Consider the following 24062-nt stretch of genomic DNA (forward strand, 5'->3'; position numbering starts at 1 on the left):
CCAGCGTGGAACACCGGGCCGCGACACGATGCAATCAGTACCGATGCAATCAGTGACGACGAACGAATCGACACGAAACGATTCACAGAGAGTGGGCGATCGGCTGTGTCTAGCCAAGTGACCGGAGTGGCATCAGAGGATGGATCTTCCGGCGAATTCGGAGCGAACGAATGGCTCGTCGATGAGATGTACGAACGCTTCATCGTCGACCGCAATTCGGTAGACCAGTCGTGGTGGCCGATCCTCGAGAGCTACCACCAGACCACGGTCGAGGCCTCCTCGACTCCCCCGGCACCGACCCCACCCACGGCTCCCGCCGAGCCGAGCGCTCCGGCCGAGCCAGCCGCTCCGGCCGAGCCGGTCGCACCGCAAGCACCGGTCGATGCCGCCCCCGCTCCTGCAGCCCCGGCCCCCACTGCCCCCTCTTCGCCGCCGGCGCCGGTCGAGGTCGCCCCTATCGAGCCGCCCACCACCACCGGCTCGCAGCCGATCGCCCGAACCACTTCGATCCAGCCGAAACCGCAGCCGATCCCCGCGCAGGCTCCCGCGTCATCGCCGCAGACCGCGCCGATCGCCACGACGGATGCTGCCACCGCCGAGCCGCAGGACGTGGTCTCCACGCTCAAGGGCATGTCGAAGTCACTCGCCGCGAACATGGACGCCAGCCTCACCGTGCCGACGGCGACGAGCGTTCGCACCATCCCGGCCAAGCTCATGATCGACAACCGCATCGTGATCAACAACCACCTCAAGCGCGCCCGCGGCGGCAAGGTGTCGTTCACCCACCTCATCGCTTGGGCTCTCGTGCAGACGCTCAAGGAGTTCCCGAGCCAGAACGTCTATTACGAGGAGGTCGACGGCAAACCCTCTGTCGTCGCCCCCGCGCACATCAACCTCGCCATCGCGATCGATATCCCGAAGCCCGACGGCACCCGCGCCCTGCTCGTTCCCGGCATCAAGAACACCGAGACGATGGGCTTCGGGGAGTTCCTGATCGCCTACGAAGACGTGGTCAGCCGGGCGCGCAACAACAAGCTCACCGCAGCGGACTACGCGGGCAACACGATCTCCCTCACGAACCCCGGTGGCATCGGCACGGAACACTCCGTTCCGCGACTGATGAAGGGAGCCGGCTCGATCATCGGCGCGGGCGCGCTCGAATACCCGGCCGAGTTCCAGGGGATGTCTCTCACTACCCTCGCCGATCTCGGCATCGGCAAGACGATCACGCTCACCTCCACCTACGACCACCGCGTCATCCAGGGTGCCGGTTCCGGGGAGTTCCTCAAGAAGGTCCACGAGCTTCTCATCGGTCAGCGCGAGTTCTACAACGCGATCTTCTCCGACCTGCGAATCCCCTACGACCCGATCCACTGGGCGAGCGACATCCACGTGGATCTCGGCAACCAGGTGGGCAAGACCGCCCGGGTGCAGGAGCTCATCAACTCGTTCCGCGTGCGCGGACACCTCATGGCGGATGTCGACCCGCTGGAATACAAGCAGCGCACCCATCCCGACCTCGACATCTCGAGCCACGGCCTCACCTTCTGGGACCTGGACCGCGAATTCGTCACGGGTGGATTCGGTGGCAAGCGTGCCGCGCTGCTGCGCGAGATCCTCGGTGTGCTTCGCGACTCCTACTGCCGCACGATCGGCATCGAGTACATGCACATCCAGGACCCGGGCCAGCGCGCCTGGATCCAGGAGCACGTGGAGAAGGTCTACACGAAGCCCACCAAGGACGAGCAACTGCGCATCCTCGGCAAGCTGAACGAGGCCGAGGCCTTCGAGACCTTCCTGCAGACCAAGTACGTCGGCCAGAAGCGATTCAGCCTCGAGGGCGGCGAATCCACCATCGCCCTGCTCGATGCCCTGCTCCAGGGTGCGGCCGAGGCCGACCTCGACGAGGTGGCCATCGGAATGGCCCACCGCGGGCGCCTCAACGTGCTCACCAACATCGCGGGCAAGACCTACGGCCAGATCTTCCGTGAATTCGAGGGCACCCAGGACCCGCGCACCGTGCAGGGCTCCGGTGACGTCAAGTACCATCTCGGTACCGAGGGCACCTTCACCAGCGCGAAGGGCGACCAGATCCCGGTCTACCTCGCCGCCAACCCTTCCCACCTCGAAGCCGTCGACGGGGTGCTCGAGGGCATCGTGCGCGCGAAACAGGACCGCAAGCCGATCGGCACCTTCAGCGTGCTGCCGGTGATGGTGCACGGCGACGCCGCGATGGCCGGCCAGGGCATCGTCGCGGAGATCCTGCAGATGTCGCAGTTGCGGGCCTACCGTACCGGCGGCACCGTGCACGTTAACATCAACAACCAGGTCGGCTTCACGACCCCTCCCGGGGAGGGTCGTACCTCGATCTACTCCACGGATGTCGCGAAGACGATCCAGGCCCCGATCTTCCATGTGAACGGCGACGACCCGGAAGCGGTCATCCGTGTGGCGGAGCTCGCCTTCGCGTACCGCCAGAAGTTCCACAAGGACGTCGTCATCGACCTCATCTGCTACCGCCGTCGCGGTCACAACGAGGGCGACGACCCGTCGATGACCCAGCCGTTGATGTACAACCTCATCGAGGCCAAGCGCAGCGTGCGCACCCTCTACGTTGAGGCCCTCGTCGGTCGCGGCGACATCACGCAGGAGGAATACGACGCGGCGCACGCCGACTTCCAGGATCGCCTGGAGCGCGCATTCGCCGAGACGCATGCCGCGCAGACCGGCTCCATGCCGATCATCACCGCGGATGGAAATGCGGTCGCCGATCTTGAGCGCCCCGGGTCCCAGCAGGACGACCGCTCCGGCGAGCCGACCTCGACCGCGGTGAGCGATGCCGTGATCACCGCCATTGGAGACGCCCACGACAACCCGCCTGCCGGGTTCACGGTGCATCCGAAGCTCCAGCAGCTGCTCAAGAAGCGCACCGAGATGAGCCGGAGCGGTTCGATCGACTGGGGCTTCGGCGAATTGCTCGCGCTCGGTTCACTGCTGCTCGAGGGCACACCCGTTCGGATGGCCGGGCAGGACACACGGCGCGGCACCTTCGTGCAGCGCCACGCGGTGCTTCACGACCGCATGAACGGGCAGGAATGGCTGCCGCTTGGCAACCTCAGTGACAACCAGGCCCGGTTCTGGATCTACGACACCCTGCTGAGCGAGTACGCAGCAATGGGCTTCGAGTACGGTTACTCGGTCGAGCGAGCCGACGCGCTGGTGCTCTGGGAGGCCCAGTTCGGCGACTTCGCCGACGGTGCTCAGATCATCATCGACGAGTTCATCTCGAGTGCCGAGCAGAAGTGGGGCCAGCGTTCGAGCGTCGTGCTGCTGCTGCCGCACGGCTACGAGGGCCAGGGCCCGGACCACTCGTCCGCCCGGATCGAGCGCTACCTGCAGCTCTGCGCCGAGAACAACATGACCGTCGCCCGCCCGTCGACCCCGGCGTCATACTTCCACCTGCTGCGCCGCCAGGCCTACGCCCGCCCGCGTCGTCCGCTCATCGTCTTCACCCCGAAAGCGATGCTGCGTCTGCGGGGCGCGACCAGCGACATCGCCGAGTTCACCAACGGCAAGTTCGAACCGGTCATCGACGACGCCTCCATCACCGACAAGAGCGCCGTCAAGCGGGTCGTGCTGCACGCCGGCAAGATCCACTACGACCTGCTCGCCGAGGTGGAGAAGCGCCAACAGAAGGATGTCGCGCTTGTGCGGCTCGAGCAGTACTACCCGCTTCCGCAGGAGCAGCTCACCGCAGTGCTCGAGCAGTATCCGGATGCGGAGCTGGTCTGGGCACAGGAGGAGCCGGAGAACATGGGCGCCTGGCCGTTCATCTGCCTCGAGCTGGCGAAGCGCCTGACTGCCGGCCGCACGATCTCGGTCGCCTCGCGTCCGGCATCCGCGAGTCCCGCCACCGGCTCGGCCAAGCGCAGCGCCCAGGAACTCGTCGACCTGATGGACCACGCCCTCACGGTGCGCTAGCAGCACGGTGCGGCAGTCGCGCCGAGATGGCCGCCACCCTGGGGTGGCGGCCATCTCGGCACAAGGGGTGCAGGCCGTGGGCAATGCCCCTGCCTCGCCCTCCGTCCCCCGCGTGAAATGCAGGACTCCCTGATACCAGAGGGGCAGCTGTGGCTCACCCGTCACAGCAGTCACACTCAGTCCTGCATTTGCGACAGGAAAGTCGGGGGACGCGGTGGGGGGCTACCCGCGAGGCGTTAGTGGTTCGACTGCAGGGTGCGCAGCGTGAGCAGCACCTGGTCGCGGAGGTCGCTCGGCGCTGTCTCGCGGCAGGCTCGCTGGACGGCCTGGGTCAGGACGATGCCCACGTGGGCCTCACCGGTGCAGTCGTCGCAGTTGGCGATGTGCTCGGCGATGTCCGCGGCATCCGCCTTGGCCAGTTCGTTGTGCAGGTACTCTTCGAGTTCGGCTTTCGCCTTGTCGCATCCGCAGTCGGTCATTTCTTCTTGCTCCCAGCAGTGGCGGGTTGGGCACGCGTGCCGGAGGTGTTGATGCCTCGTTCGAGCGCGTACTCGGAAAGCAGGTCCCGCAGCATCCGCCTGCCACGATGCAGGCGGCTCATTACGGTCCCCACCGGGGTCTTCATGATGTCGGCGATCTCCTGGTAGGAGAAGCCCTCGACATCGGCGAAGTAGACGGCCATCCGGAAGTCCTCCGGGATGGCCTGGAGGGCATCCTTGACCGCGCTGTCGGGCAGATGATCGATCGCCTCTGCCTCGGCCGAACGGGTCGAACGCCCCTGGGTCACCGATTCGGCACCGCCGAGCTGCCAGTCCTCGAGTTCGTCGATGGTGCCCTGGTAGGGATCGCGCTGCTTCTTGCGGTAGTTGTTGATGAAGGTGTTGGTGAGGATGCGGTACAGCCAGGCCTTGAGGTTGGTGCCCTGCTGGAACTGCGCGAACGCCGCGAACGCCTTGACGAAGGTCTCCTGCACAAGGTCGGCAGCATCGGACGGATTGCGCGTCATGCGCAGGCCCGCGGCGTAGAGCTGGTCCATGAACGGGATCGCCTGCGCTTCGAAGAGCGTGCGCACGTCGACGACCGGAGCCTCCGGCTCGTCGAGGACGGGCCCGGCAAGCGCGGGCTCTGGGGCTGCGGACACGGATGCGACGGCTTCCGACTCGGCGGGCGCGGTGTCATCCTTCGAAGTTGTCATCGCCGACAAGCTTACTTCGCCGCCCGTGCGGGTGACCTGGCCGGCGGGCTGGCCTCCGAATGGCACGACGCCGAGCTGCCGGCGGACGCGCAGCGGGACCCCGCGCACCGGGGGGCGATCGAGCACTACTGACACGGGGCATCCTCTTCTTCGGCCGCCGCCCTTCGGGGGCGATGGTGCCGATACCCTTAGTAACCGATGCACGTATTCAAGTATTCCGGCCCAGAGTTCAACCCCTTCGGCGACGAGGGTCTCATCGTGGGCGGCGAACCCGGCCCATGGGTCGCACCGGTCGCCACCGGACCGCTGTCGGCGCGGCTCGCGCTGCCCGGGTCGAAGTCCCTGACCAATCGTGAACTCGTGCTCTCCGCGATCGCGAGCGGCCCGTCTACCCTGAGGGCTCCTCTGCACTCCCGCGACACCGCGCTGATGATCCAGGCCCTCCGAGCGCTCGGTACCAGCATCGTCGAGCTGCCGGGCGATTCCCCGTTCGGGCCCGACCTTCTGATCACCCCCGGCGAGCTCTCCGGCGGCACTTCCATCGACTGCGGGCTTGCCGGCACTGTGATGCGGTTCCTCCCGCCGGTCGCGGCCCTCGCGCTCGGCCCGGTCGCCTTCGACGGCGACGAATCTGCGCGCAAGCGGCCGATGCGCACCACCATCGACTCGCTTCGGGCACTCGGCGTGGATGTCAGCGACGACGGCCGTGGAAAGCTCCCGTTCAGCCTGTACGCAACCGGCTCCGTCGCTGGCGGGGAGATCGAGATCGATGCCTCCGCGTCGAGTCAGTTTGTCTCCGGGTTGCTTTTGGCCGGAGCGCGCTTCACGGACGGCCTCACCCTGCGACACATCGGTGACGGGCTGCCGAGCCTCGCTCACATCGACATGACGATCGCGACCCTCGCGCGCCGGGGCGTGACCGTTGAGAACCCGGAGCCCGGTGTCTGGATCGTGCCACCCGGCCCGATCGCCGGCATCGACATCGCGATCGAGCCCGATCTCTCCAACGCCGGCCCGTTCCTCGGAGCAGCGCTCGTCGCCGGAGGCTCGGTGACGATCACCGGCTGGCCGACCCGCACGACGCAGGTCGGGGCGGAGATGGCCACCATCCTCGCCGACATGGGGGGCGACGTGTCCGTCGTCACGACCGGTGACGGCCTCGGCGAGCTCACCGTCACCGGCACGGGCGGTCTGCGCGGCATCCGTCTCGACAATGCCAGCGAACTCGCTCCCACCATCGCCGCGCTCGCGGCCCTTGCCGACGGCGAAACCGTGCTCACCGGCATCGCCCACCTCCGCGGTCACGAGACGGACAGGCTCGCGGCCCTCGCCGCGGAGATCAATGGTCTCGGCGGTGACGTGACCGAGACGGACGACGGTCTCGTCATCCGCCCACGTGTCCTGCACGGCGGACTCTGGCACAGCTACGAAGACCACCGGATGGCGACGGCCGGCGCCATCATCGGACTGGCCGTCGACGGGGTGCTCGTCGACGACATCGCCACCACTGCGAAGACCCTTCCCCAGTTTCCCGAACTCTGGGCGGGACCGCTGCTTGGCCGGCACGCGCGGTCCTCCGATCCGCTCGATCTGATCTGACCCATGAGCTGGCTCACCGAGGACGACGACGAAGACGACGACAAGTACGCCGACTACGAGGCACGCAATCGCCCGAACCCCAAGGGTAACCGCGCGCGAACCAAGATCCGTCCGGAGCACACCGATGCCGTCACGGGGCGGGTCTTCACCGTCGACCGCGGCCGGTACTCCGTGATCGTCGGCGAGGGCACCGCCGACGAGCACGCTGCGCTCGCATCGCGGGCGAGCGAACTGCGAAAGCAGCCGATCGTCACCGGGGACTACGTCGACCTCGTCGGTGACACCTCGGGCGACGAGGGCACCCTCACGCGGATCGTGCGCATCCAGCCGCGCACCACGGTGCTGCGACGCAGTGCGGATGACTCGGACGAGGTCGAGCGCATCATCGTGGCGAACGCCGATCAGATGCTGATCGTCGTGGCAGCGGCCAACCCGGAGCCGCGCCCGAGGCTGGTGGACCGCTACCTGGTGGCGGCCTTCGACGCCGGGCTCACGCCCATCCTCTGCATCACGAAAACCGACCTCGCCGACCCCACCGAGTTCCTCGCCAACTTCGAGGGTCTCGGCATCACGGTCGTTCGCAGCGGGATCGGGTCCATGCCCACCGCCGAGATCGCGGCTCTGCTCGAGGGCCACACGACGGTCGCGGTCGGCCACTCCGGCGTCGGCAAATCCACTCTCGTCAATGCGCTGGTCCCCGACGCGAACCGGGCGATCGGTCGGGTGAACAGTGTCACCGGGCGCGGCCGCCACACCTCGTCATCCACCATCTCCTACCGGGTGGGAACCGGCTGGGTCGTCGACACCCCCGGCGTGCGCTCCTTCGGCCTCGGCCACGTGAAAACCGAAAACATCCTGCGGGCATTCACCGATCTGGCCGCCATCGCCGAGGACTGCCCCCGCGGGTGCACGCACCTGCCCGATGCTCCCGACTGCGCGATGAACGAACGGGTGGCCGCGGGAGAACTCGGCGAATCCGGAAAACTTCGGCTCGATTCGTTCCAACGCCTTCTGGCCTCGCTCAGCGGGGGCCTGCCCTAACCTTGCAGTCGTGACCGAATACTCGCGTGCCTCCGACCTTCAACTCGCTCGTGAACTCGCCGACATGGCCGATGCCATCTCGATGGATCGCTTCCGCTCCGTCGACCTCGTGGTCACCACCAAGCCCGACATGACCCCGGTTTCGGATGCCGACCGGGCGGTTGAGACCGCCCTGCGTGCGGCGATCGCCGACAGTCGGCCGGGCGACTCCGTGCGCGGCGAGGAGTTCGGCCTGCAGGGCGACTCGTCCCGCCAATGGATCATCGACCCCATCGACGGCACCAAGAACTATGTGCGGGGCGTTCCGATCTGGGCCACTCTCATCGCGCTCGCCATCGACGGCGTTCCCGTGGTCGGGGTGGTCAGCGCCCCCGCTCTCGGTTCTCGCTGGTGGGGTGCGACCGGCCACGGGGCATTCGTCGATGAGGGAATCGGTTCGGTCGATTCCCACCAGGCACGCCGCATCCACGTGTCCAAGGTGGCGCAGCTGGCGGATGCCTCAATCAGCCTGAGCGGATTGACGCGCTGGGAGGACGCGGGCAAACTACCCCAGCTGATGCAGCTGGCCCGCGAGGCGTGGCGCACCCGCGACTACGGCGACATGTGGCCGTACATGATGGTGGCCGAGGGCCTGCTCGAGGTATCGGGCGAGTACGACATGCAGGTCTACGACATCGCTGCCCTCGTGCCGATCGTGCAGGAGGCCGGGGGCACCTTCACGTCGGTCGAGGGCGAGGACGGGCCATGGCACGGCTCCGCCCTCGCAAGCAACGGCCTGCTCCACGACCGGGTGGTCGCGGCGCTGGCCTGACAGGGGCCTAGGCGAATTCGACGACCTGCGTGGCATCCAGGCGCGGCAGGCGGTCGCGGAACGCGCCCTCTCCGGGATGACCGATGTTGACGACCATGAACGACTGCAGGCGGCCGTCAGGGAAGAAGTCCGCGTCGACGGCGGCTGCATCGAAGCCGGTCATCGGGCCGGCGGCGAGTCCCTGGGCGCGCACGGCGAGGACGAAGTAGCCGGCCTGAAGTGCGGAATTCAGCTTGGCCGAGCCGGAACGCGCGTCCTCATTCGACTCGAAGACGTCCTGCAACTGAGGCATGAACGGCATGACTGTCGGCGCGTGCTCGTGGAAACGGGAGTCGAGGGCGAGCACAGCGACGGCGGGAGCGGCGAGCGTCTTGGCCCTGTTGCCCTCGCTCATGTGCTCGACCAGACGGGCGCGACCCTCGGCGCTGTTGACGAAGAGCACCCGGAGCGGCTGCAGGTTTGCGGAGGTGGGTGCCCACTTGGCGAGGTCCCAGATGCCCACGAGCTCCTCATCGGTGACTGGCACATCGGAGAAGGTATTGGCCGTGCGTGCCTCGGTGAAGAGCAGCGAGCGACCCGCGTCGCTCAGGGGGTCGAGGGTCGGGGCGGAGGAGATGGTCATTGAGACTCCATTCGAACGGTCTGAGGGGGTCACTAGTAAAATCGAAGTGACTCGCATTACCGTAGCACGCTACACTAGGGCTCATGCCCGAATCGATCACCGTCGCCCGCGATGCGAGAATGTGCGACTCCGCGCTCGCCCGTGCCTTCGACTTCCTCGGGAAGCGCTGGAATGGCGTCATCCTCGGGACCCTCAGTAACGGCTCTTCGGGATTCTCCGAACTCAAGCGAGCTGTCAACGGCATCAGTGATTCAGTGTTGTCCGAACGGCTGACGGAGCTGGCCGGCGCCGGTATCGTCGAGCGGGCAGTGGATGCCGGACCACCGGTCTCCGTCTCGTACTGCCTCACCGCATCGGGTCTCGCATTGCTTCCAGCGCTCGACGAACTCGCCGCCTGGGCGAGCAACAACCTCGCGAAGGCGCCGGCGCAATCACCCTAACGGAGCCGCGATAAGATCGACTCGGTCGGCCGTTCGACTGTTTCGAGAAGGAGCGTTCAACATGCCCGCATCACGCGATCTCACCAAGCCGATCGCCGGGCTGGTCTTCGTACTCGGCTGGGCCATCGGGATCACGCTCTGGTCGGTCTCGCACCTCGCTCCGAACGCCGAGACCGGGGCCTTCCTCGTAGACATAGGCATCCTCGCCGTCTCGGTCGGATTCGCCGCCCCATTCCTCAAGACCACCAACGGACTGGTCGCCGCCGTGATCCTCGCTCTCATCGGCATCGTGCTCTTCGCCTTCGGCGACTTCGTGCACGTGGCAGTCATCACCTACCTGCTTCGCCTGCTCGCGCCGCTCCTCGCCGTGTTGACGCCGGTCTACAAGCTGCTCGATTTCCGCATCTTCGCTTAGTCGGTCCTCTGCCGCGGTCGTTCCGCATCCCGGAAGCCCAGGCGCTCGTAGATCCGCTCCGCGGGGTTGCCCACCGTCACGCCGAGGCTGAACGACGTCTCGCCCTCGGCCTCGAGGGCGGCCGCGACATCCGCCACCAGCGTTGTCGCGAGCCCCCGGCCCGTGTCACGGTGACTCGTGAAGGTGAACGCGACGAACGGGATCCCGGAGAGCCGGGTGCAGATGATAGCGGCGCACGGCGACCCGTCGTCCCGGACCACCTCGAGCCAGTGCTGCCGGAGGGGTTCCCCATACTCCCCCGATGCTGAGAGGGAGAGCTCCCGCAGCGCGTCGTCGACGTTGTCGTCTTCGAAGTCGATGGTGGCGGTGTAGGCCTCCACCATGAGCTCCGCGATCGGCAGGAATCGTTCGTCCGTGATCACTCGAGTTGCGACCGGCGTCCGAGGCGGCGGGCGGAAGGAATCCAGCTCGAGGCGGAGGTACCGGCGCGCAGGTGATTCACCCATGCCGACACTGTAGGCCGGGCCACGCGCGAGTTGCACCCTTCCGCGGGTCGGACCGTGGTCCAGGTCGCAGAAGAGTGCAACTCACGATGGGAGGAAGGTGTCAGCGTTCCCCGGCCGGCACCAGGCCGTGCTTGCGGGCATCCACCAGATCCACCTCACGAAGCGACGAGCCCCGGGTCTCACGAAGAGTGAGCACCGTCGCGGCGGTGATCACGCAGGCGATCACGATGTAGATCGCCACCGGCACCCACGACTTGTACTGCTGCAGCAGCGCAGAAGCGATGATGGGGGCGAGCGACCCGGCGAGGATCGAGGTGACCTGGTAGCCGAGAGAGACCCCGGAATAGCGCATGCGGGTGGGGAACATCTCAGACATGATCGCCGGCTGGCCGGCGTACATGAACGCGTGGAAGATCAGTCCGATCGTGATGGCGAGCACGATGACCACGGGGTTCAGCGTGTCGAACATCGGGAAGGCGAAGAACGCCCAGGTGGCCCCGAGCACTGCGCCGGTGAGATAGATCGGCTTGCGACCGAAGCGGTCGGAGAGTCGACCGACCTGCGGGATCACCAGGAAGTGCACGACGTGCGCGATCAACAGGGCAAGCAGCAGCTGGCTGGTGTTGTACTGGTGAACCGTCACGAGATACACGATCGAGAAGCTCACGATGATGTAGTACAGGATGTTCTCGGCGAACCGCAGACCCATCGCCTGGAGCACCCCGCGCGGGTATTTCTTCAGGACCTCGGTCACGCCATAGCTGACGGCCTTCTCGGCGTCCACCTGCGCGCGAGCCTCGAGGAAGATCGGCGCCTCGTTGACGTGCGACCGGATGTAGTACCCGATCACCACGATCACGGCGGAGAGCCAGAATGCGACGCGCCATCCCCAGCTGAGGAACTGGTCGTTGGGGAGGATCCACGACATCGTGAGCAACACGAGGGTTGCGAGCAGGTTGCCGACCGGCACCGCGGCCTGCGGCCAGCTCGACCAGAACCCCCGCGACTTGTCGGGACTGTGCTCGGCGACCAGCAGCACGGCACCGCCCCATTCTCCGCCGACCGCGAATCCCTGGATGAACCGCAGCGCGACAAGGAGCGCCGGAGCCCAGTAGCCGATGGTGTTGTAGCCCGGCAGGCAGCCCATGAGGAAGGTGGCGACGCCCACAAGGATGATCGTCACCTGCAGCGTGTGCTTGCGGCCGAGGCGGTCGCCGATCTGGCCGAAGACGATGCCGCCGATCGGCCGGGCGATGAACCCTACCGCGTAGGTGAGAAAGGCAGCGATGATGCCGTCGAGCTGGGTGCCCGCGTTGGGGAAGAAGAAGGTGCCGAAGACGAGGCTTGCGGCGGTGGCGTAGAGGAAGAATTCGTACCACTCGACTACCGTGCCGGCCATGGAGGCCGCGACGATCTTGCGAAGTCCGGAGGTGCTGGTCACGGCATCCGCCGGTCCACCGCTCCCCGGCTGCCCTGTACCGGAACCCGGGACGGTTCCGGCGCTTCTGCTGACGCTCATGTCGCTCTCCTCCAGTGTCGTCTCTGACACCTGTCGATGGGACCGCACGCTCAGATGTGGCGAGCGGTCGGGGCTCCACTGAGTATTGCTGCAGACCGCCGGTGCCTCAATGACCAGTTGCGCACATTTTATGTGCATACTTGCAGATGTGCTGGACTCTGCCGCGACATCCGCCTCCCCCAATCCCGACGATCTCCTCGTGCTGCTCGCCGTGTCGCGCACGGGCAGGTTCACCTCGGCCGCCGAGAGTCTCGGGCTCAATCACACCACGGTGTCCCGCCGTATCGCGTCACTCGAGAAGGTCCTGGCCGGCCGCGTGCTCTCACGCACTGTCGGCGGCTGGGAGCTGACCGAGCTCGGCCGTCGTGCCGTGCTGGCGGCCGAGGAGGTGGAATCGGCGATCATCGCGCTTGAAAGCACCGGCGACGACTCGCGCCAGTTGAGCGGCGTCGTGCGGATGTCGGCGACCGACGGGTTCAGCGCCTACATCGCGACTCCCGCCATCACCGCCCTGCAGCGTCACCATCCGAACCTCAGCGTCGAGATCCTCACGGTGACGAGGCGCGCGATGCAGCACCGCTCCGGTCTCGACATCGAGGTGGTGGTCGGCGCCCCCCAGGTGCACCGGGCCGAAGCCGTGAAACTCGGCGAGTACGTGCTCGGCATGTACGCGTCGCGCGACTATCTGGCGCAATTCGGCACGCCGAAGGATGCCGCGGAGCTGGTGACGCATCCGCTCGTCTATTTCGTCGACTCGATGCTGCAGGTCGACGACCTGGATGCTCCGCGGCGGTTGGTGCCGACCATGCGGGACTCGATCAGCTCGACCAACGTGTTCGTGCACGTGGAGGCGACTCGCGCCGGGTCGGGCATCGGATTCCTGCCGTGCTTCATGGCCGACCGTCACGACGATCTCGTGAGACTGCTGCCCGAGGAGTTCGCCGAACAGCTGCCCTATTGGATGGTGCTGCGCAGCGAGTCGCTTCGCCAGCCCGCGGTGGCCGCCGTCGCCGACGCCCTGAGGGACCGCACGGTCGCCTTCGAGGCCGAGCTGCTCGGTCTCGCGAGTCGCTGAGGCCGGGTGCTCAGCGGGCCGACCATCCGCCGTCCATGGTGTAGCTTGCACCGGTGACCATCGCGGCGTCCCGAGAGGAGAGCCAGGCGATGAGGGACGCCACCTCGTGCGGTTCCACCAGGCGCTTGATGGCGCTCTCGGTGAGCATGATGCGGCTCAGCACCTCCGATTCAGGGATGCCATGCGCCGCCGCCTGCTCCACGAGCTGCTTCTCGACCAGCGGCGTGCGCACGTAGCCCGGAGCCACGCAGTTGCTGGTGACTCCGCGCTCTCCCCCCTCGAGGGCGGTGACCTTCGAGAGACCTTCGAGCCCGTGTTTCGCCGCGACATAGGCGCTCTTGAATGCCGAGGCACGGATGCCGTGAACAGACGACACATTGATGATGCGACCGAACCCACGGGCATACATTCCCGGAAGGGCGGCACGGATCAGGAGGAACGGAGCCTCGAGCATGAGCGCAAGGATGCGATGGAAATCCGCCGGAGCGAACTCCTCGATCGGACTGACCCGCTGGATGCCCGCATTGTTCACGAGGATGTCGATGCCCTCCAGCGGTGAGGCGAGCGCGGCATCGGTCATGGCGTCCGCATCGAGGAGGTCCACGGCCCAGGCGGAGCCGCCTATCTCGGCGGCGAGCGCTGTAGCGCCGGTCGCATCGACGTCCGCGACCACGACATGGGCGCCCCGGGCGGCGAGCGCGCGCGCCGAGACCGCTCCGATACCGCTCGCGCCGCCGGTGACGAGTGCCCGCAATCCGGCAAGGGAACCGCCGTCCGGTGGAGTGTTCAACGGCACTGTCGAGCTGTTCATCGATTCTCTTTCCTGGCGGCGCTGGAGGAATGCCGAACCCGAAGACCCGACCTACTGAGTATTCCTGCACGCAAATATGGGGTCAACGGCTCTTTTCGCACTCGGGATGTGCGAATTCGCACTAAACGGCCACCGTGGCGGCATTGACGATTCGCCGCAGCGCATGACCTTGGTCCCGGGCGCCGGAACATCCGGTGAGACACTTCTCTCACAGGTCCGTGAATGGCGCCGTTGCTGTCGGTGGTCGACGGCGTGAGGAGCGCGGCATGGCAGGCGGCACGAGCACACCGGGGCAATCGGTCACGTCCCGCATCCTGAGCATCCTCGCGGTGTTCGAGGGAAGCCCGGCCGCGCGGTCGCTGAGCGAGATCAGCGCGGCAAGCGGCCTGCCTCACAGCACGACCCATCGACTCCTCGGCGAGCTCGAAGAGTGGGGGGCCGTGCAGAAGGATGCGCGCGGCCGCTACCAGATCGGCCTGAGGCTGTGGGAGCTCGGCCAGCACGCCGGCCGGCAACTGCGGGATGTGGCTCGCCCCTTTCTCCAGGACCTTTTCGGGCTCACCAGGGAGACCGTGCACATCGCCATCCGTGACGGAGCCGAGGTGCTCTACATCGACCGGGTTTACGGAACCCGGAGGGTTCCCCAAGCCTCCCGGGTGGGAGGGCGACTGCCGATGCACGCCACTGCCGTCGGGCGGGCGATGCTGGCCTTCGAGGAGGACTGGGTGCGTGACGCCGTGCTCGTGAACGGACTGGTCCAGCGGACGGAGTTCACCAAGACGGATCCCGCGCTCATCGGCAAGGACCTGGAACGGGTCCGCGCAAAGGGATTCGCCATCGCGTCTGAGGAGGTGCGCCTCGGATCGTGCTCGATCGCCGTTCCGGTCTTCGACGGCGCGGGGCATGTCGTCGCCGCCCTCGGCATGGTGCTCCCGACCTCTCGCGCACACCAACTCGAGCACAACCTGCCCATCCTGCTCGGCACCGCGGATCGGATCCAGTCCGGGATCGCCCGGGTGCCCGCTTCCACGCTCCGCAACGAGGTGCTCCACCGCCGGCCAGAGCAATAGTCGCTCGCTCAGCTCGAGTCCACCCAGTGGACAAGTCACGCTTCCTCGACCCGGTGACGACGTTAGATAGTGCCAACTCCACGAAGGTGTGGAACCCATGAAGGAGCTCGACGTGAACGCTCAGACCACCGCCTCTTCCCCGGGCGTCGCCGCCTCGACGGGATGCCCGGTCCCCGGTGCGGCGAAGAACCACCACGGGTACGAGCCATTCGTGATGAACGATCCCTTCCCCTCCTACGCAGAATTGCGCGCCGACGAACCCGTCATGTTCGACGAGCGCATCGGGTACTACGTGGTCTCCCGCTACGAGGACATCAAGGCAGTCTTCGCCGACTGGCAGACCTTCAGCAGCGAGAATGCCCAGGCACCGGTTCGACCGCGCAGCGCCGAAGCCGTGCGGATCATGAACGAGGGCGGCTTCACGGCCTACTCCGGACTCTCCGCCCGCGTTCCCCCGGAGCACACCCGCATGCGCGCGATCGTGCAGAAGGAATTCAGCCCCCGCCGCTTCAAGACGCTCGAGCCGGTCATCCGCGAGAACACTGCTCGGCTGCTCCAGCAGATGCTCGCGCACTCGGATGCCCGCGGCGACTTCCTCGCGGATGTCGCGGTGGACATCCCCACCATCACGATCCTCGGACTCCTGGGGGTCGGCCCGGAGATGGTGCCGACCTACAAGAAGTGGTCGGATTCGCGAGCGGCGATGACCTGGGGTGATCTCTCCGACGAAGAACAGATCCCTCACGCCCACAACCTCGTGGACTACTGGAACGAATGTCTGCGATTGGTGTCGAACGCCCATGAGAACGGCGGAGACAACCTCGTCGCCGACCTGGTGCGCGCCCAGGGCGAGGGGGCGGAGATCAGCGATCACGAGATCGCGTCGATCTGCTACAGCCTGCTGTTCGCGGGGCATGAGACCACCACCACCCTGATCTCCAACACGATCCGACTGCTGCTGAGCTATCCGGAGGAATGGAAGAAGCTCGTCGAGGACCCGGCCCGCATTCCCGGCGCCATCGATGAGACGCTGCGATTCAGCCCGTCGATCGTCGGTTGGCGCCGCAAGGCCCTCGTCGACACCGAGATCGCCGGCACTCCCATTCCGCGCGGCGCGGACATCCTGCTGCTGATGGGGTCGGCCAATCGCGACTCGACCGTCTTCGAGGAGCCGGAGGTGTTCGACGTGAGCCGTCCGAATGCTCGCGTTCACCTCGCCTTCGGATTCGGCATCCACTACTGCCTCGGCAACATCCTCGCGAAGCTGCAGGACCGGATTGTGATCGAGGAGACGATCGCGGCCGTTCCCACCCTCCGACTCGTCGACGGGGAGAAGATCACCTTCGGAGAGAACCTGTCATTCCGCGCACCGACGTCGGTGCCCGTCAGCTGGGAGTTCGAAAAATGAGTCACCCATTCATCCAGTTCTTCGACAGCGAGACCCTGCCGGAGCACGCGATGCTCGGCGGCAAGTGCGCCTCACTTGTCGCCCTGACCGCAGCCGGCATGCCGGTGCCTCCCGGATTCGCCATCACGACCGCCGCCTATGACGCGTTCATCGCCGAGGCCGGCATCGCCGAGGACATCCACTCCCTCCTGCTCAGCCTCGACGCGGACGACATCGATGCCGTCGATCGGGTGTCGGAAAGACTCCGGTCGGAGATCACCTCCCGCCCGGTACCCACGGAGCTCCATGCGGCCACCGTAGAGGCCTACGCGGCGCTCCAGGCTCGATTCGACAGTCCCGTCCCGGTCGCCGTTCGCTCGTCCGCGACCGCGGAGGACCTTCCGGAGGCCAGCTTCGCCGGACAGCAGGACACCTACCTCTGGCTCACGAGCCTTGCGGAGGTGACCGAGCACATCCGTCGGTGCTGGGCCTCCCTGTACACCTCGCGCGCAATCATCTACCGCCTGAAGAACAAGATCCCGAACGAGGGACTGTCGATGGCGGTCGCCGTGCAGAAGATGGTCAATGCGAGGGTGGCCGGCGTCGCCATCACGATGGACCCGACGACCGGCGACCGATCGAAGATCGTCATCGAGGCGTCCTACGGACTCGGCGAGCTCGTCGTTTCCGGCCAGGTGACACCCGACAACATCGTGGTGGACAAGGTCATGCTCATGGTCGTCAAGCAGACCCTGGGCGACAAGCACGCCGAACTGGTTCCGGATGTCGATGCGCGAGCTCTCGTCGAGATCGAAGTGACCGGGGCGCGCCGAAATGAGTTCTGCATCGACGACGCCGAAATCACCGCGATCGCCACGATCGCGAAGAGGGCCGAGCGGCACTTCAAGGCGCCCCAGGACATCGAATGGGCGCTCGACCGGGACCTCCCGGCCGGCGAGAACCTGCTCTTGCTCCAGTCCCGGCCCGAGACGGTGTTCTCGTCGACCGACAGCGGGTCGATCACCATCTCCTCCGCCGGATTCGGCATCGAGAGCATCACCAAATCACTCCTGTCCCAGGCCGCCCGGGCCTGAGACACCCCACCAAGACCCGCACCTCCAACAGAACGGTTGCCTGACATGACAGAGAAGTCATTCCCGAGTCCCTATGCCCTCGAGCCCGCGGAAGGGGGCGAGGGATGGAAGGATCTCTACGCCTACAACCTCGTCTTCCAGGAGAATCGCCGCGAGGTCGAGGAGAGCAAGTTCTGGTTCTGCGACAGCCAGCACTGGCCGACCGTGACGAAGCCCTTCGAGACGATCGGGTTCGAGTTCGCCGTGTCCTGTCTCGGCCAGTACAACTCGCGCCACCTGCTCATCCCGCCGGCCAACGGCATCGAGTTCCGCATCCACAACGGCTACGTCTTCATGTCCCCGGTCGGTGTCGCCCCCGACGAGATCGCGGCACGGGTGCCCCAGTTCATGCAGCGCGCCGGTCACTACTTCCAGAACTGGGACACGCTGCTCGAACGGTGGAAGGGCAAGATCCACTCGACGATCGAGGAGCTCAATGCCCTGAGCTTCGAGGCGCTGCCGGATGCCGTCGACATCGACGACGTGCTGTCGGGCAAGGGCACCGGCCCGAACGACGACCTCATGAACACCTTCGACAAGCTCATCTCCCTCGCCTTCCGCGCCTGGCAGTACCACTTCGAATTCCTGAACCTCGGCTACGTCGCCTACCTCGACTTCTTCACCTACTGCACAGAGGTGTTCCCCGGCATCCCGGACCAGGCCGTCGCGAAGATGGTGCAGGGAGTGGACATGGAGCTGTTCCGACCGGATGACGAGCTCAAGAAGCTGGCGAAGCTCGCCATCGAGCTCGGCCTCACCGGGCACTTCGGCAACACGGCCGATCCGGAAGCGACTCTTGCCGCGATCGGGGCGGCGACCGGTGGATCCGCGTGGCTCGCCGCGTGGGAGGAAGCCAAGGACCCGTGGTTCAACTTCACGGTCGGCAACGGTTTCTACGCCCACGACAAGTACTGGATGGACTACCTCGAGCTTCCGCTCGGATACATCGGCGACTACATCTCCCGGCTCGAGCTCGGCGAGAACATCGACCGCCCCGTCGCCGAACTCATCGTGGAGCGCGATCGAATCACCGAGGAGTACTCCGAGCTGCTCTCGCCCGAACAACTCGAGGCCTTCCAGGGCAAGCTCGGCCTCGCCAGGCAGGTGTATCCCTACGTGGAGAACCACAACTTCTACATCGAGCACTGGACGATGGGCGTGTTCTGGCGGAAGGCACGGCAGCTGTCGAACATGCTGCACGAGCAGGGCTTCTGGGCGAACCCGAACGACATGTTCTACCTGCGTCGAGACGAGGTGCGTGAGGCACTCTTCGACTATGTGACCGGATGGGCGGTCGGCGCCCCGGCCATCGGCCCGGACTACTGGCCGGCGGAGATCGCTCGGCGTGCAGTGATCATCGACGCCCTGTCCAAGCAGCGCCCGCAGCCCGCTCTCAACACCCCACCCGCCGTCATCACGGAACCGTTCACCCTCATGTTGTGGGGCATCACCTCCGACCAGATCGCGAACTGGTTGGGCGACTCCGATGCTCCAGAAGGCGAGTTCCGCGGAATGGCCGCCTCGAGCGGCATCGCGGAGGGGCCGGCACGAGTCATCAGCAGCTCCGACCAGCTCTCGGAGGTGCAGGTGGGCGACATCCTCGTGGCTCCCGTCACCGCGCCGTCGTGGGGCCCGATCTTCGGCAAGATCAGGGCCACCGTCACCGACATCGGCGGCATGATGAGCCACGCGGCCATCGTCTGCCGCGAGTACGGCATGCCGGCCGTGACCGGCACCGGCACTGCCTCCGCCGAGATCACGACGGGACAGTGGCTCCGTGTCGATGGCAACACCGGCAGGGTCACGATCATCGACGCACCGGTGATCGCCGAACCCGCTCTCGCAAGCAGCCATGCCTGACGCGGGCACGGCCGCGACCACCGGACGGACGGTGCTCGTCACCGGTGCGGCTGGTGGCCTTGGCCGTGCCTTCGCTCTCGCCTTCGCAGAGCAGGGCTCCCGAGTCGTCGTCGCCGACGTGAACCTCGAGGGCGCTGCGGAGACGGCGGCCCTCATCGGATCGGCCGGTGGACGAGCGCTCCCGCTCGCCGTCGACGTGACTTCCTTGCAGTCGGTGTCGACGATGGCGACGGAGGCGGCGGAGTTCGGAGACGGCCACATCGAGGTGATCGTCAACAACGCCGCGATCTACGCGACTATCACCCGCTCCCCCTTCACCGAGATCGATCCGGAGGAGTGGGATCGGGTGATGGCCGTCAATCTCAAGGGCCCGTGGCTGGTGACCCGCGCGTGCTCGCCGTACCTCTCGGAGGGCGCGCGCGTGATCAACCTCTCCTCGGCCACGGTCATGAGCGGGTCCGCGCACTGGGCCCACTACGTGGCATCGAAAGGGGGCGTGATCGCCCTCACCAGGGTGCTCGCAAAGGAACTCGGCGCACGCTCCATCACGGTCAATGCGATCGCCCCGGGATTCACCCTCACCGAAGCGAGTTACGGACTCATGGATGATGCGGCGACCTACGGGGTGGACCGCGGGGCGATACGTCGCTCGAGTGAGCCCGACGACATCGTGGGAACCGCGCTCTTCCTCGCCGGACCCGGCAGCGCCTACATCACCGGCCAGACCATCGTCGTCGACGGCGGCCGGCAGTTCACCTAGGAGACCCGAAAATGCCCACCATCACCTTCATCGCCCAGGACGACAGCGAGGTCACCCTCGACGCCCGCCCCGGGGACTCCGTCATGGAGACCGCCGTTCGCAACGGCGTGCCGGGGATCGTCGCCGAGTGCGGAGGAAGCCTCTCCTGCGCGACCTGCCACGTGTTCCTGTGCGCGGACAGTACCGCGGCATTCCCTCCCATGCAGGACCTCGAAGACGACATGCTCGACGGCACCGCGGTGGACCGTCGAGAGAACTCCCGCCTCTCGTGCCAGCTGTCACTGGACGACGGCGTCGCCGTTCGCGTGCGCACCCCGGAAACACAGGTGTGACCGCCGTGTCCGACCTGTCGTCCGTCGAGCGTCACGGCACTCTCATCATCGGCAACTGCCAGGCCGGGGTGCAACTCGCATCGAGCCTCCGCGAGCTCGGTGACACCGATCCCATCGTGCTCGTCGGTGAGGAGGCGCATGCGCCCTACCAGCGCCCGCCGCTCTCGAAGGCATTCCTGAAGGGAGAGGCGACGGCGGAGTCCCTCACCTTTCGAACTCCCGAGTTCTACTCCGACCACCACATCCAAGTCGTGACCGGTGAGCAGATCGTGCACATTTCGCGAGATGCGCGGGGTGGCGAAGCCGTTTCGGCATCCGGGCGGATCTTCCGCTTCGCACGGCTCGCACTGGCGGTCGGCGCGGCCCCGCGCCGCATCCCGCTCGACGGCTCTGACCTCGGCGGCGTCACCTACCTGCGAGACCTCGAGGATGCTGCGGCTCTGGCGAAGAGCCTCGCTACGGCGAAGGACGTCGTCGTGATCGGTGGCGGATTCATCGGGCTCGAGGTCGCGGCCGGCGCCCGCGCCGCTAGCAAGACCGTGACCGTGCTCGAAGCGGCACCCCGGCTGATCGGACGAGCCGTCTCGGAAGCCACGAGTGAGTTCTACCTGAGAGCCCATCGCCGCCGGGGCACAAGCATCGTCCTCGACGCGCGGGTCACCCGGATCGTCGGCGTGGACGGTTCGGTGTCCGGTGTCGAGCTAGCCGATGGGTCGATCGTGCCGGCCGATCTCGTGCTCATCGGGGTGGGAGTCGTACCCCGCACCGAACTCGCGCAGCAACTGGGTCTCTCCATCGACAACGGCATCGTCGTCGACTCCCACGCGAGGACCTCCGACGGCCTCACCGTGGCCGCCGGTGACTGTGCGAACATGCCCAATCCGTCGATCACCGACTTCGGAAACGGGCGGGTGCGTCTCGAGAGCGTGCAGAACTCCGTCGAGCAGGCCACGGTGGCGGCGGCTACCCTGCTCGGCATCGATGCCGAGCACAGGACCGTGCCCTGGTTCTGGTCGGACCAGGCCGACCTCAAGCTGCAGATCGCCGGCCTCTCGGCGGGACACGACCAGGTCGTGCTTCGGGGTGACCCCGACTCGGAGAAGTTCTCTGTGGTCTATTACCGCGACGGCGAGATCATCGCCGCGGACTGCATCAACAGCCCGCTGGATTTCATCACGGTTCGAAACGCCCTCCACACTGGCCAGGTGATCCCGGCCGGCCTCGTGACCGACACCTCCGCCTCCCTCAAAAAGCTCCTCGCTGCCGAGCCAGCGCTAGAAAGAAAGTGAGAGCGTCGTGACGCTTCAGACCCAACATCCGGTCGACACCTCCCCGATCTCCATCGCGGCCGACTCCGCCTCCGACCTGGACGGACTGTGGCGAGCAGTCGAGGTGGAGATGCAGACCAGGGGCAACAACATCCACATTCCCATCTCTTTCGCGTTCGCCGAGAGACTCTGCGACTCCTACCCGGAAGCGGACTCCCTCGTCGTGCGCGTGGCCATCCTGCTGCACGACACCGGATGGGCACGGGTCGACGAGTCCAAGATCATCTCGGAGGGCTTCGGCAAAGACTGGCGCCGGGCTCAGATCCGCTTCGAGCACGAGATCAAGGGCTGCGAGATCGCGCGGGAGGTGTTGCCGGGACTCGGCTTCGACGACGAATTCATCGCGAGGGTGACCGACATCATCGATGGCCACGACACCCGTGCCGAGTCGTATTCGATCGAGGATTCGCTCGTGCGCGATGCGGACCGGCTCTGGCGATTCACCCCGGCGGGCATCGCTCTCGCATCCAGCTGGTTCGGCCAGGTTCCCTCGGTCTACTGCCAGCGCCTGCGCACGGACATCATCCCGGAGCTCATCACCTCCGCGGCGCTCGAGATGGCGCAGACCGAACTCGAGCGCGCAGAAGCGCTGTTGAGGACCTCGCTGATCTGATGAGCGCTCCCCTTATCGCCCTCCCCTTGCCCCTCGCCGGCGCACAGCCCGACCTGCCCTATACGCACACCGACGACCTGTTCATCGACGGTGAATGGACGCGGGCAGAGGGATCCGCGCGCACCGCCGTGACGAACCCGGCCACCGGCGACATGTGGGGGTCGGTGCCTCAGGCGAGTTCCGGGGACCTCGATCGAGCGGTCTCCGCGGCCCATCGCGCCTTCGTCGGCACGGGGTGGCGCGACCTCGCACCCTGTGCAAGAGCGGCCATCCTCTTGCGTTTCGCAGACGAGATCGAGAAACTATCCGGGCCGCTCTCGCACACCAACACCTTCGAGAACGGTTCACCGGTAGCAGAGACCTCCGGGGCGGCGTCGAATGCTGCGAGCATCTTCCGCTACTACGCGGGGCTCGCGAACTCTCTGGCCGCACCCGATATCCGCCCGTTCCCGGATGGTTCGGCAGAAACCGTGGTGTGGAGGGAACCCATCGGTGTCTGCGCTCTCATCGCGCCCTGGAACTTCCCCATCAACCTCGTTGTCGCGAAATTGGCACCGGCGTTGATGGCCGGATGCACGGTGGTGATCAAGCCGGCATCGGCGACGCCGCTGTCCATCCGCTTCATCGCGGACGCCGCAGCAGCCGCCGGGCTTCCGGCCGGCGTGCTCAATGTGGTCACCGGGCCGAGCGCGGTCGGTGATGCCCTCGTGCGTCATCCGCTGGTCTCCAAGGTCGCGTTCACCGGGTCCACGCCGGTCGGGCGCTCCATCGCCGCGGCCTGCGGGGAACTGCTGAGACCCGTCACCCTGGAGCTCGGGGGCAAGTCGAGTGCGCTCCTGCTGCCCGATGCCGACCTGGATGCCCTGTCTCGCGTGCTCATCCGCACCTGCATGCGCAACACCGGCCAGACCTGCTACATCTCCACCCGGATGCTCGTGCCCGCCGAGCGATACGAGGAAGTCGTCGACATGATCACGGCGACCATCGCCGCCGCGCCGCAAGGTGATCCGCTTGACCCGTCGACGGTGTTCGGTCCGTCTGCGACCTCCGCCCAGCGCGACACGGTCCTTGGCTACATCCGGTCCGGGATCGCCGAGGGCGCACGGCCCACCACTGGTGGTGACGTGCCGCCCCCCTTCGATCGCGGCTTCTGGGTGACCCCGACGGTCTTCCGCGATGTGACACCGGGCATGCGCATCGCCCGGGAGGAGATTTTCGGGCCGGTGCTGTCGATCCTCAGCTACTCGTCGATCGAGGAGGCGGTCTCCATCGCCAACGACACAAGCTTCGGTCTCGGCGGCACGATTTTCTCGGCAGATGACGACGCCGCCCTCGCCCTTGCCCGCCGGTTGGACACCGGTTCAGTCGGAATCAACTTCTTCGCCTCGAATCACGCCGCCCCCTTCGCGGGCCGACATGACTCCGGGCTGGGGACCGAGTTCGGGCCAGAGGGGCTGAACGCCTACCTCCAGACCAAGTCGGTTCATCGCCGAATCGCGACGGTACAACCGGGCCGAGGCTGACCGCGGCACATACACTTGCAGCCGTGTCCCCTACTGACGAG

The 24062-nt window shown here is 66.5% G+C and carries 22 protein-coding genes; 16 read left to right on the forward strand and 6 right to left on the reverse strand.

Annotated features, from left to right (window positions below):
- The first annotated feature begins 105 nt into the window (after window positions 1-105).
- Entirely contained in the window at window positions 106-3981 is a 3876-nt protein-coding gene (locus ACVXZ4_RS12310) for a multifunctional oxoglutarate decarboxylase/oxoglutarate dehydrogenase thiamine pyrophosphate-binding subunit/dihydrolipoyllysine-residue succinyltransferase subunit (RefSeq protein ID WP_461795130.1), read from the forward strand.
- Window positions 3982-4217: 236 nt separating this feature from the next.
- Here the strand turns inward: ACVXZ4_RS12310 and ACVXZ4_RS12315 are convergent, their stop codons facing one another.
- Window positions 4218-4460 carry an anti-sigma factor family protein gene (locus ACVXZ4_RS12315; protein WP_185203112.1) on the reverse strand — a complete coding sequence of 81 codons (243 nt, stop codon included), beginning with the start codon at window positions 4458-4460 and terminating at the stop codon, window positions 4218-4220.
- Complete coding sequence (locus ACVXZ4_RS12320) at window positions 4457-5176, reverse strand: sigma-70 family RNA polymerase sigma factor (protein ID WP_461797978.1); 720 nt, start codon at window positions 5174-5176, stop codon at window positions 4457-4459. The genes ACVXZ4_RS12315 and ACVXZ4_RS12320 overlap by 4 nt, the downstream gene beginning before the upstream one ends.
- A 198-nt stretch (window positions 5177-5374) precedes the next feature.
- On the opposite strand from ACVXZ4_RS12320, the gene aroA reads away from it, so the two are divergent.
- Genes aroA through hisN form a run of 3 tightly spaced genes read left to right on the forward strand, consistent with a single transcriptional unit; the run spans window position 5375 to window position 8627 of the window.
- On the forward strand, window positions 5375-6775 hold the full coding sequence (aroA, locus tag ACVXZ4_RS12325; protein WP_461795131.1) for a 3-phosphoshikimate 1-carboxyvinyltransferase: 1401 nt from the start codon (window positions 5375-5377) through the stop codon (window positions 6773-6775).
- 3 nt (window positions 6776-6778) lie between these two features.
- A complete protein-coding gene (rsgA, locus tag ACVXZ4_RS12330; protein WP_461795132.1) occupies window positions 6779-7816 on the forward strand; it encodes a ribosome small subunit-dependent GTPase A in 1038 nt (345 codons plus the stop codon).
- A gap of 10 nt (window positions 7817-7826) precedes the next feature.
- On the forward strand, window positions 7827-8627 hold the full coding sequence (hisN, locus tag ACVXZ4_RS12335; RefSeq protein WP_461795133.1) for a histidinol-phosphatase: 801 nt from the start codon (window positions 7827-7829) through the stop codon (window positions 8625-8627).
- A 7-nt stretch (window positions 8628-8634) separates the two neighbouring features.
- Here hisN and ACVXZ4_RS12340 read toward each other — a convergent pair whose 3' ends face one another.
- The gene (locus ACVXZ4_RS12340; RefSeq protein ID WP_461795134.1) at window positions 8635-9249 is read right to left on the reverse strand and encodes a malonic semialdehyde reductase; all 615 of its coding nucleotides are present in this window, start codon (window positions 9247-9249) and stop codon (window positions 8635-8637) included.
- Between the two features lie 83 nt (window positions 9250-9332).
- On the opposite strand from ACVXZ4_RS12340, the gene ACVXZ4_RS12345 reads away from it, so the two are divergent.
- A complete protein-coding gene (locus tag ACVXZ4_RS12345; RefSeq protein WP_461795135.1) occupies window positions 9333-9689 on the forward strand; it encodes a winged helix-turn-helix transcriptional regulator in 357 nt (118 codons plus the stop codon).
- A gap of 61 nt (window positions 9690-9750) precedes the next feature.
- Window positions 9751-10104, forward strand: coding sequence for a hypothetical protein (locus tag ACVXZ4_RS12350; protein WP_461795136.1), 354 nt, complete (start codon window positions 9751-9753; stop codon window positions 10102-10104).
- Here ACVXZ4_RS12350 and ACVXZ4_RS12355 read toward each other — a convergent pair.
- Window positions 10101-10610 carry a GNAT family N-acetyltransferase gene (locus ACVXZ4_RS12355; RefSeq protein ID WP_461795137.1) on the reverse strand — a complete coding sequence of 170 codons (510 nt, stop codon included), beginning with the start codon at window positions 10608-10610 and terminating at the stop codon, window positions 10101-10103. The genes ACVXZ4_RS12350 and ACVXZ4_RS12355 overlap by 4 nt on opposite strands.
- A 100-nt stretch (window positions 10611-10710) precedes the next feature.
- Window positions 10711-12129 carry an MFS transporter gene (locus ACVXZ4_RS12360; RefSeq protein ID WP_461795138.1) on the reverse strand — a complete coding sequence of 473 codons (1419 nt, stop codon included), beginning with the start codon at window positions 12127-12129 and terminating at the stop codon, window positions 10711-10713.
- Between the two features lie 130 nt (window positions 12130-12259).
- Here ACVXZ4_RS12360 and ACVXZ4_RS12365 point away from each other — a divergent pair, with 130 nt between their 5' ends.
- Complete coding sequence (locus tag ACVXZ4_RS12365; protein WP_461795139.1) at window positions 12260-13204, forward strand: LysR family transcriptional regulator; 945 nt, start codon at window positions 12260-12262, stop codon at window positions 13202-13204.
- 10 nt (window positions 13205-13214) lie between these two features.
- Here the strand turns inward: ACVXZ4_RS12365 and ACVXZ4_RS12370 are convergent, their stop codons facing one another.
- Window positions 13215-14015, reverse strand: coding sequence for a 3-hydroxybutyrate dehydrogenase (locus ACVXZ4_RS12370; RefSeq protein WP_461795140.1), 801 nt, complete (start codon window positions 14013-14015; stop codon window positions 13215-13217).
- Between the two features lie 266 nt (window positions 14016-14281).
- Here ACVXZ4_RS12370 and ACVXZ4_RS12375 point away from each other — a divergent pair, with 266 nt between their 5' ends.
- The 9 genes from ACVXZ4_RS12375 (at window position 14282) to ACVXZ4_RS12415 (ending at window position 24021) form a co-directional block, all read left to right on the forward strand.
- Complete coding sequence (locus ACVXZ4_RS12375; RefSeq protein ID WP_461795141.1) at window positions 14282-15085, forward strand: IclR family transcriptional regulator; 804 nt, start codon at window positions 14282-14284, stop codon at window positions 15083-15085.
- A gap of 97 nt (window positions 15086-15182) precedes the next feature.
- Window positions 15183-16493: a cytochrome P450 gene (locus tag ACVXZ4_RS12380; protein ID WP_461795142.1), complete on the forward strand. Its 1311-nt coding sequence runs from the start codon at window positions 15183-15185 to the stop codon at window positions 16491-16493.
- Complete coding sequence (locus tag ACVXZ4_RS12385; RefSeq protein WP_461795143.1) at window positions 16490-17566, forward strand: PEP/pyruvate-binding domain-containing protein; 1077 nt, start codon at window positions 16490-16492, stop codon at window positions 17564-17566. The genes ACVXZ4_RS12380 and ACVXZ4_RS12385 overlap by 4 nt, the downstream gene beginning before the upstream one ends.
- Before the next feature lie 45 nt (window positions 17567-17611).
- Window positions 17612-19465, forward strand: a complete 1854-nt coding sequence (locus ACVXZ4_RS12390; protein WP_461795144.1) for a PEP-utilizing enzyme — start codon at window positions 17612-17614, stop codon at window positions 19463-19465.
- Complete coding sequence (locus tag ACVXZ4_RS12395) at window positions 19458-20225, forward strand: SDR family NAD(P)-dependent oxidoreductase (RefSeq protein ID WP_461795145.1); 768 nt, start codon at window positions 19458-19460, stop codon at window positions 20223-20225. The genes ACVXZ4_RS12390 and ACVXZ4_RS12395 overlap by 8 nt, the downstream gene beginning before the upstream one ends.
- 11 nt (window positions 20226-20236) lie before the next feature.
- Entirely contained in the window at window positions 20237-20557 is a 321-nt protein-coding gene (locus ACVXZ4_RS12400; protein WP_461795146.1) for a 2Fe-2S iron-sulfur cluster-binding protein, read from the forward strand.
- Window positions 20554-21846, forward strand: coding sequence for an NAD(P)/FAD-dependent oxidoreductase (locus ACVXZ4_RS12405; protein WP_461795147.1), 1293 nt, complete (start codon window positions 20554-20556; stop codon window positions 21844-21846). The genes ACVXZ4_RS12400 and ACVXZ4_RS12405 overlap by 4 nt, the downstream gene beginning before the upstream one ends.
- A 7-nt stretch (window positions 21847-21853) precedes the next feature.
- Window positions 21854-22498 carry an HD domain-containing protein gene (locus ACVXZ4_RS12410; RefSeq protein WP_461795148.1) on the forward strand — a complete coding sequence of 215 codons (645 nt, stop codon included), beginning with the start codon at window positions 21854-21856 and terminating at the stop codon, window positions 22496-22498.
- Window positions 22498-24021: an aldehyde dehydrogenase family protein gene (locus ACVXZ4_RS12415; RefSeq protein WP_461795149.1), complete on the forward strand. Its 1524-nt coding sequence runs from the start codon at window positions 22498-22500 to the stop codon at window positions 24019-24021. Before ACVXZ4_RS12410 ends, ACVXZ4_RS12415 begins: the two co-directional genes overlap by 1 nt.
- Window positions 24022-24062: the final 41 nt, after the last annotated feature.

This window comes from Lacisediminihabitans sp. FW035 (assembly GCF_054880895.1).

What these genes read in the sequence shown, in the direction of transcription:
- ACVXZ4_RS12315 (WP_185203112.1), bottom strand. Translation starts at nt 4,460, where the DNA reads ATGACCGACTGCGGATGCGACAAGGCGAAAGCCGAACTCGAAGAGTAC.
- ACVXZ4_RS12320 (WP_461797978.1), bottom strand. Translation starts at nt 5,176, where the DNA reads ATGACAACTTCGAAGGATGACACCGCGCCCGCCGAGTCGGAAGCCGTC.
- aroA (WP_461795131.1), top strand. Translation starts at nt 5,375, where the DNA reads ATGCACGTATTCAAGTATTCCGGCCCAGAGTTCAACCCCTTCGGCGAC.
- rsgA (WP_461795132.1), top strand. Translation starts at nt 6,779, where the DNA reads ATGAGCTGGCTCACCGAGGACGACGACGAAGACGACGACAAGTACGCC.
- ACVXZ4_RS12340 (WP_461795134.1), bottom strand. Translation starts at nt 9,249, where the DNA reads ATGACCATCTCCTCCGCCCCGACCCTCGACCCCCTGAGCGACGCGGGT.
- ACVXZ4_RS12345 (WP_461795135.1), top strand. Translation starts at nt 9,333, where the DNA reads ATGCCCGAATCGATCACCGTCGCCCGCGATGCGAGAATGTGCGACTCC.
- ACVXZ4_RS12350 (WP_461795136.1), top strand. Translation starts at nt 9,751, where the DNA reads ATGCCCGCATCACGCGATCTCACCAAGCCGATCGCCGGGCTGGTCTTC.
- ACVXZ4_RS12355 (WP_461795137.1), bottom strand. Translation starts at nt 10,610, where the DNA reads ATGGGTGAATCACCTGCGCGCCGGTACCTCCGCCTCGAGCTGGATTCC.
- ACVXZ4_RS12360 (WP_461795138.1), bottom strand. Translation starts at nt 12,129, where the DNA reads ATGAGCGTCAGCAGAAGCGCCGGAACCGTCCCGGGTTCCGGTACAGGG.
- ACVXZ4_RS12365 (WP_461795139.1), top strand. Translation starts at nt 12,260, where the DNA reads ATGTGCATACTTGCAGATGTGCTGGACTCTGCCGCGACATCCGCCTCC.
- ACVXZ4_RS12370 (WP_461795140.1), bottom strand. Translation starts at nt 14,015, where the DNA reads ATGAACAGCTCGACAGTGCCGTTGAACACTCCACCGGACGGCGGTTCC.
- ACVXZ4_RS12375 (WP_461795141.1), top strand. Translation starts at nt 14,282, where the DNA reads ATGGCAGGCGGCACGAGCACACCGGGGCAATCGGTCACGTCCCGCATC.
- ACVXZ4_RS12380 (WP_461795142.1), top strand. Translation starts at nt 15,183, where the DNA reads ATGAAGGAGCTCGACGTGAACGCTCAGACCACCGCCTCTTCCCCGGGC.
- ACVXZ4_RS12385 (WP_461795143.1), top strand. Translation starts at nt 16,490, where the DNA reads ATGAGTCACCCATTCATCCAGTTCTTCGACAGCGAGACCCTGCCGGAG.
- ACVXZ4_RS12390 (WP_461795144.1), top strand. Translation starts at nt 17,612, where the DNA reads ATGACAGAGAAGTCATTCCCGAGTCCCTATGCCCTCGAGCCCGCGGAA.
- ACVXZ4_RS12395 (WP_461795145.1), top strand. Translation starts at nt 19,458, where the DNA reads ATGCCTGACGCGGGCACGGCCGCGACCACCGGACGGACGGTGCTCGTC.
- ACVXZ4_RS12400 (WP_461795146.1), top strand. Translation starts at nt 20,237, where the DNA reads ATGCCCACCATCACCTTCATCGCCCAGGACGACAGCGAGGTCACCCTC.
- ACVXZ4_RS12415 (WP_461795149.1), top strand. Translation starts at nt 22,498, where the DNA reads ATGAGCGCTCCCCTTATCGCCCTCCCCTTGCCCCTCGCCGGCGCACAG.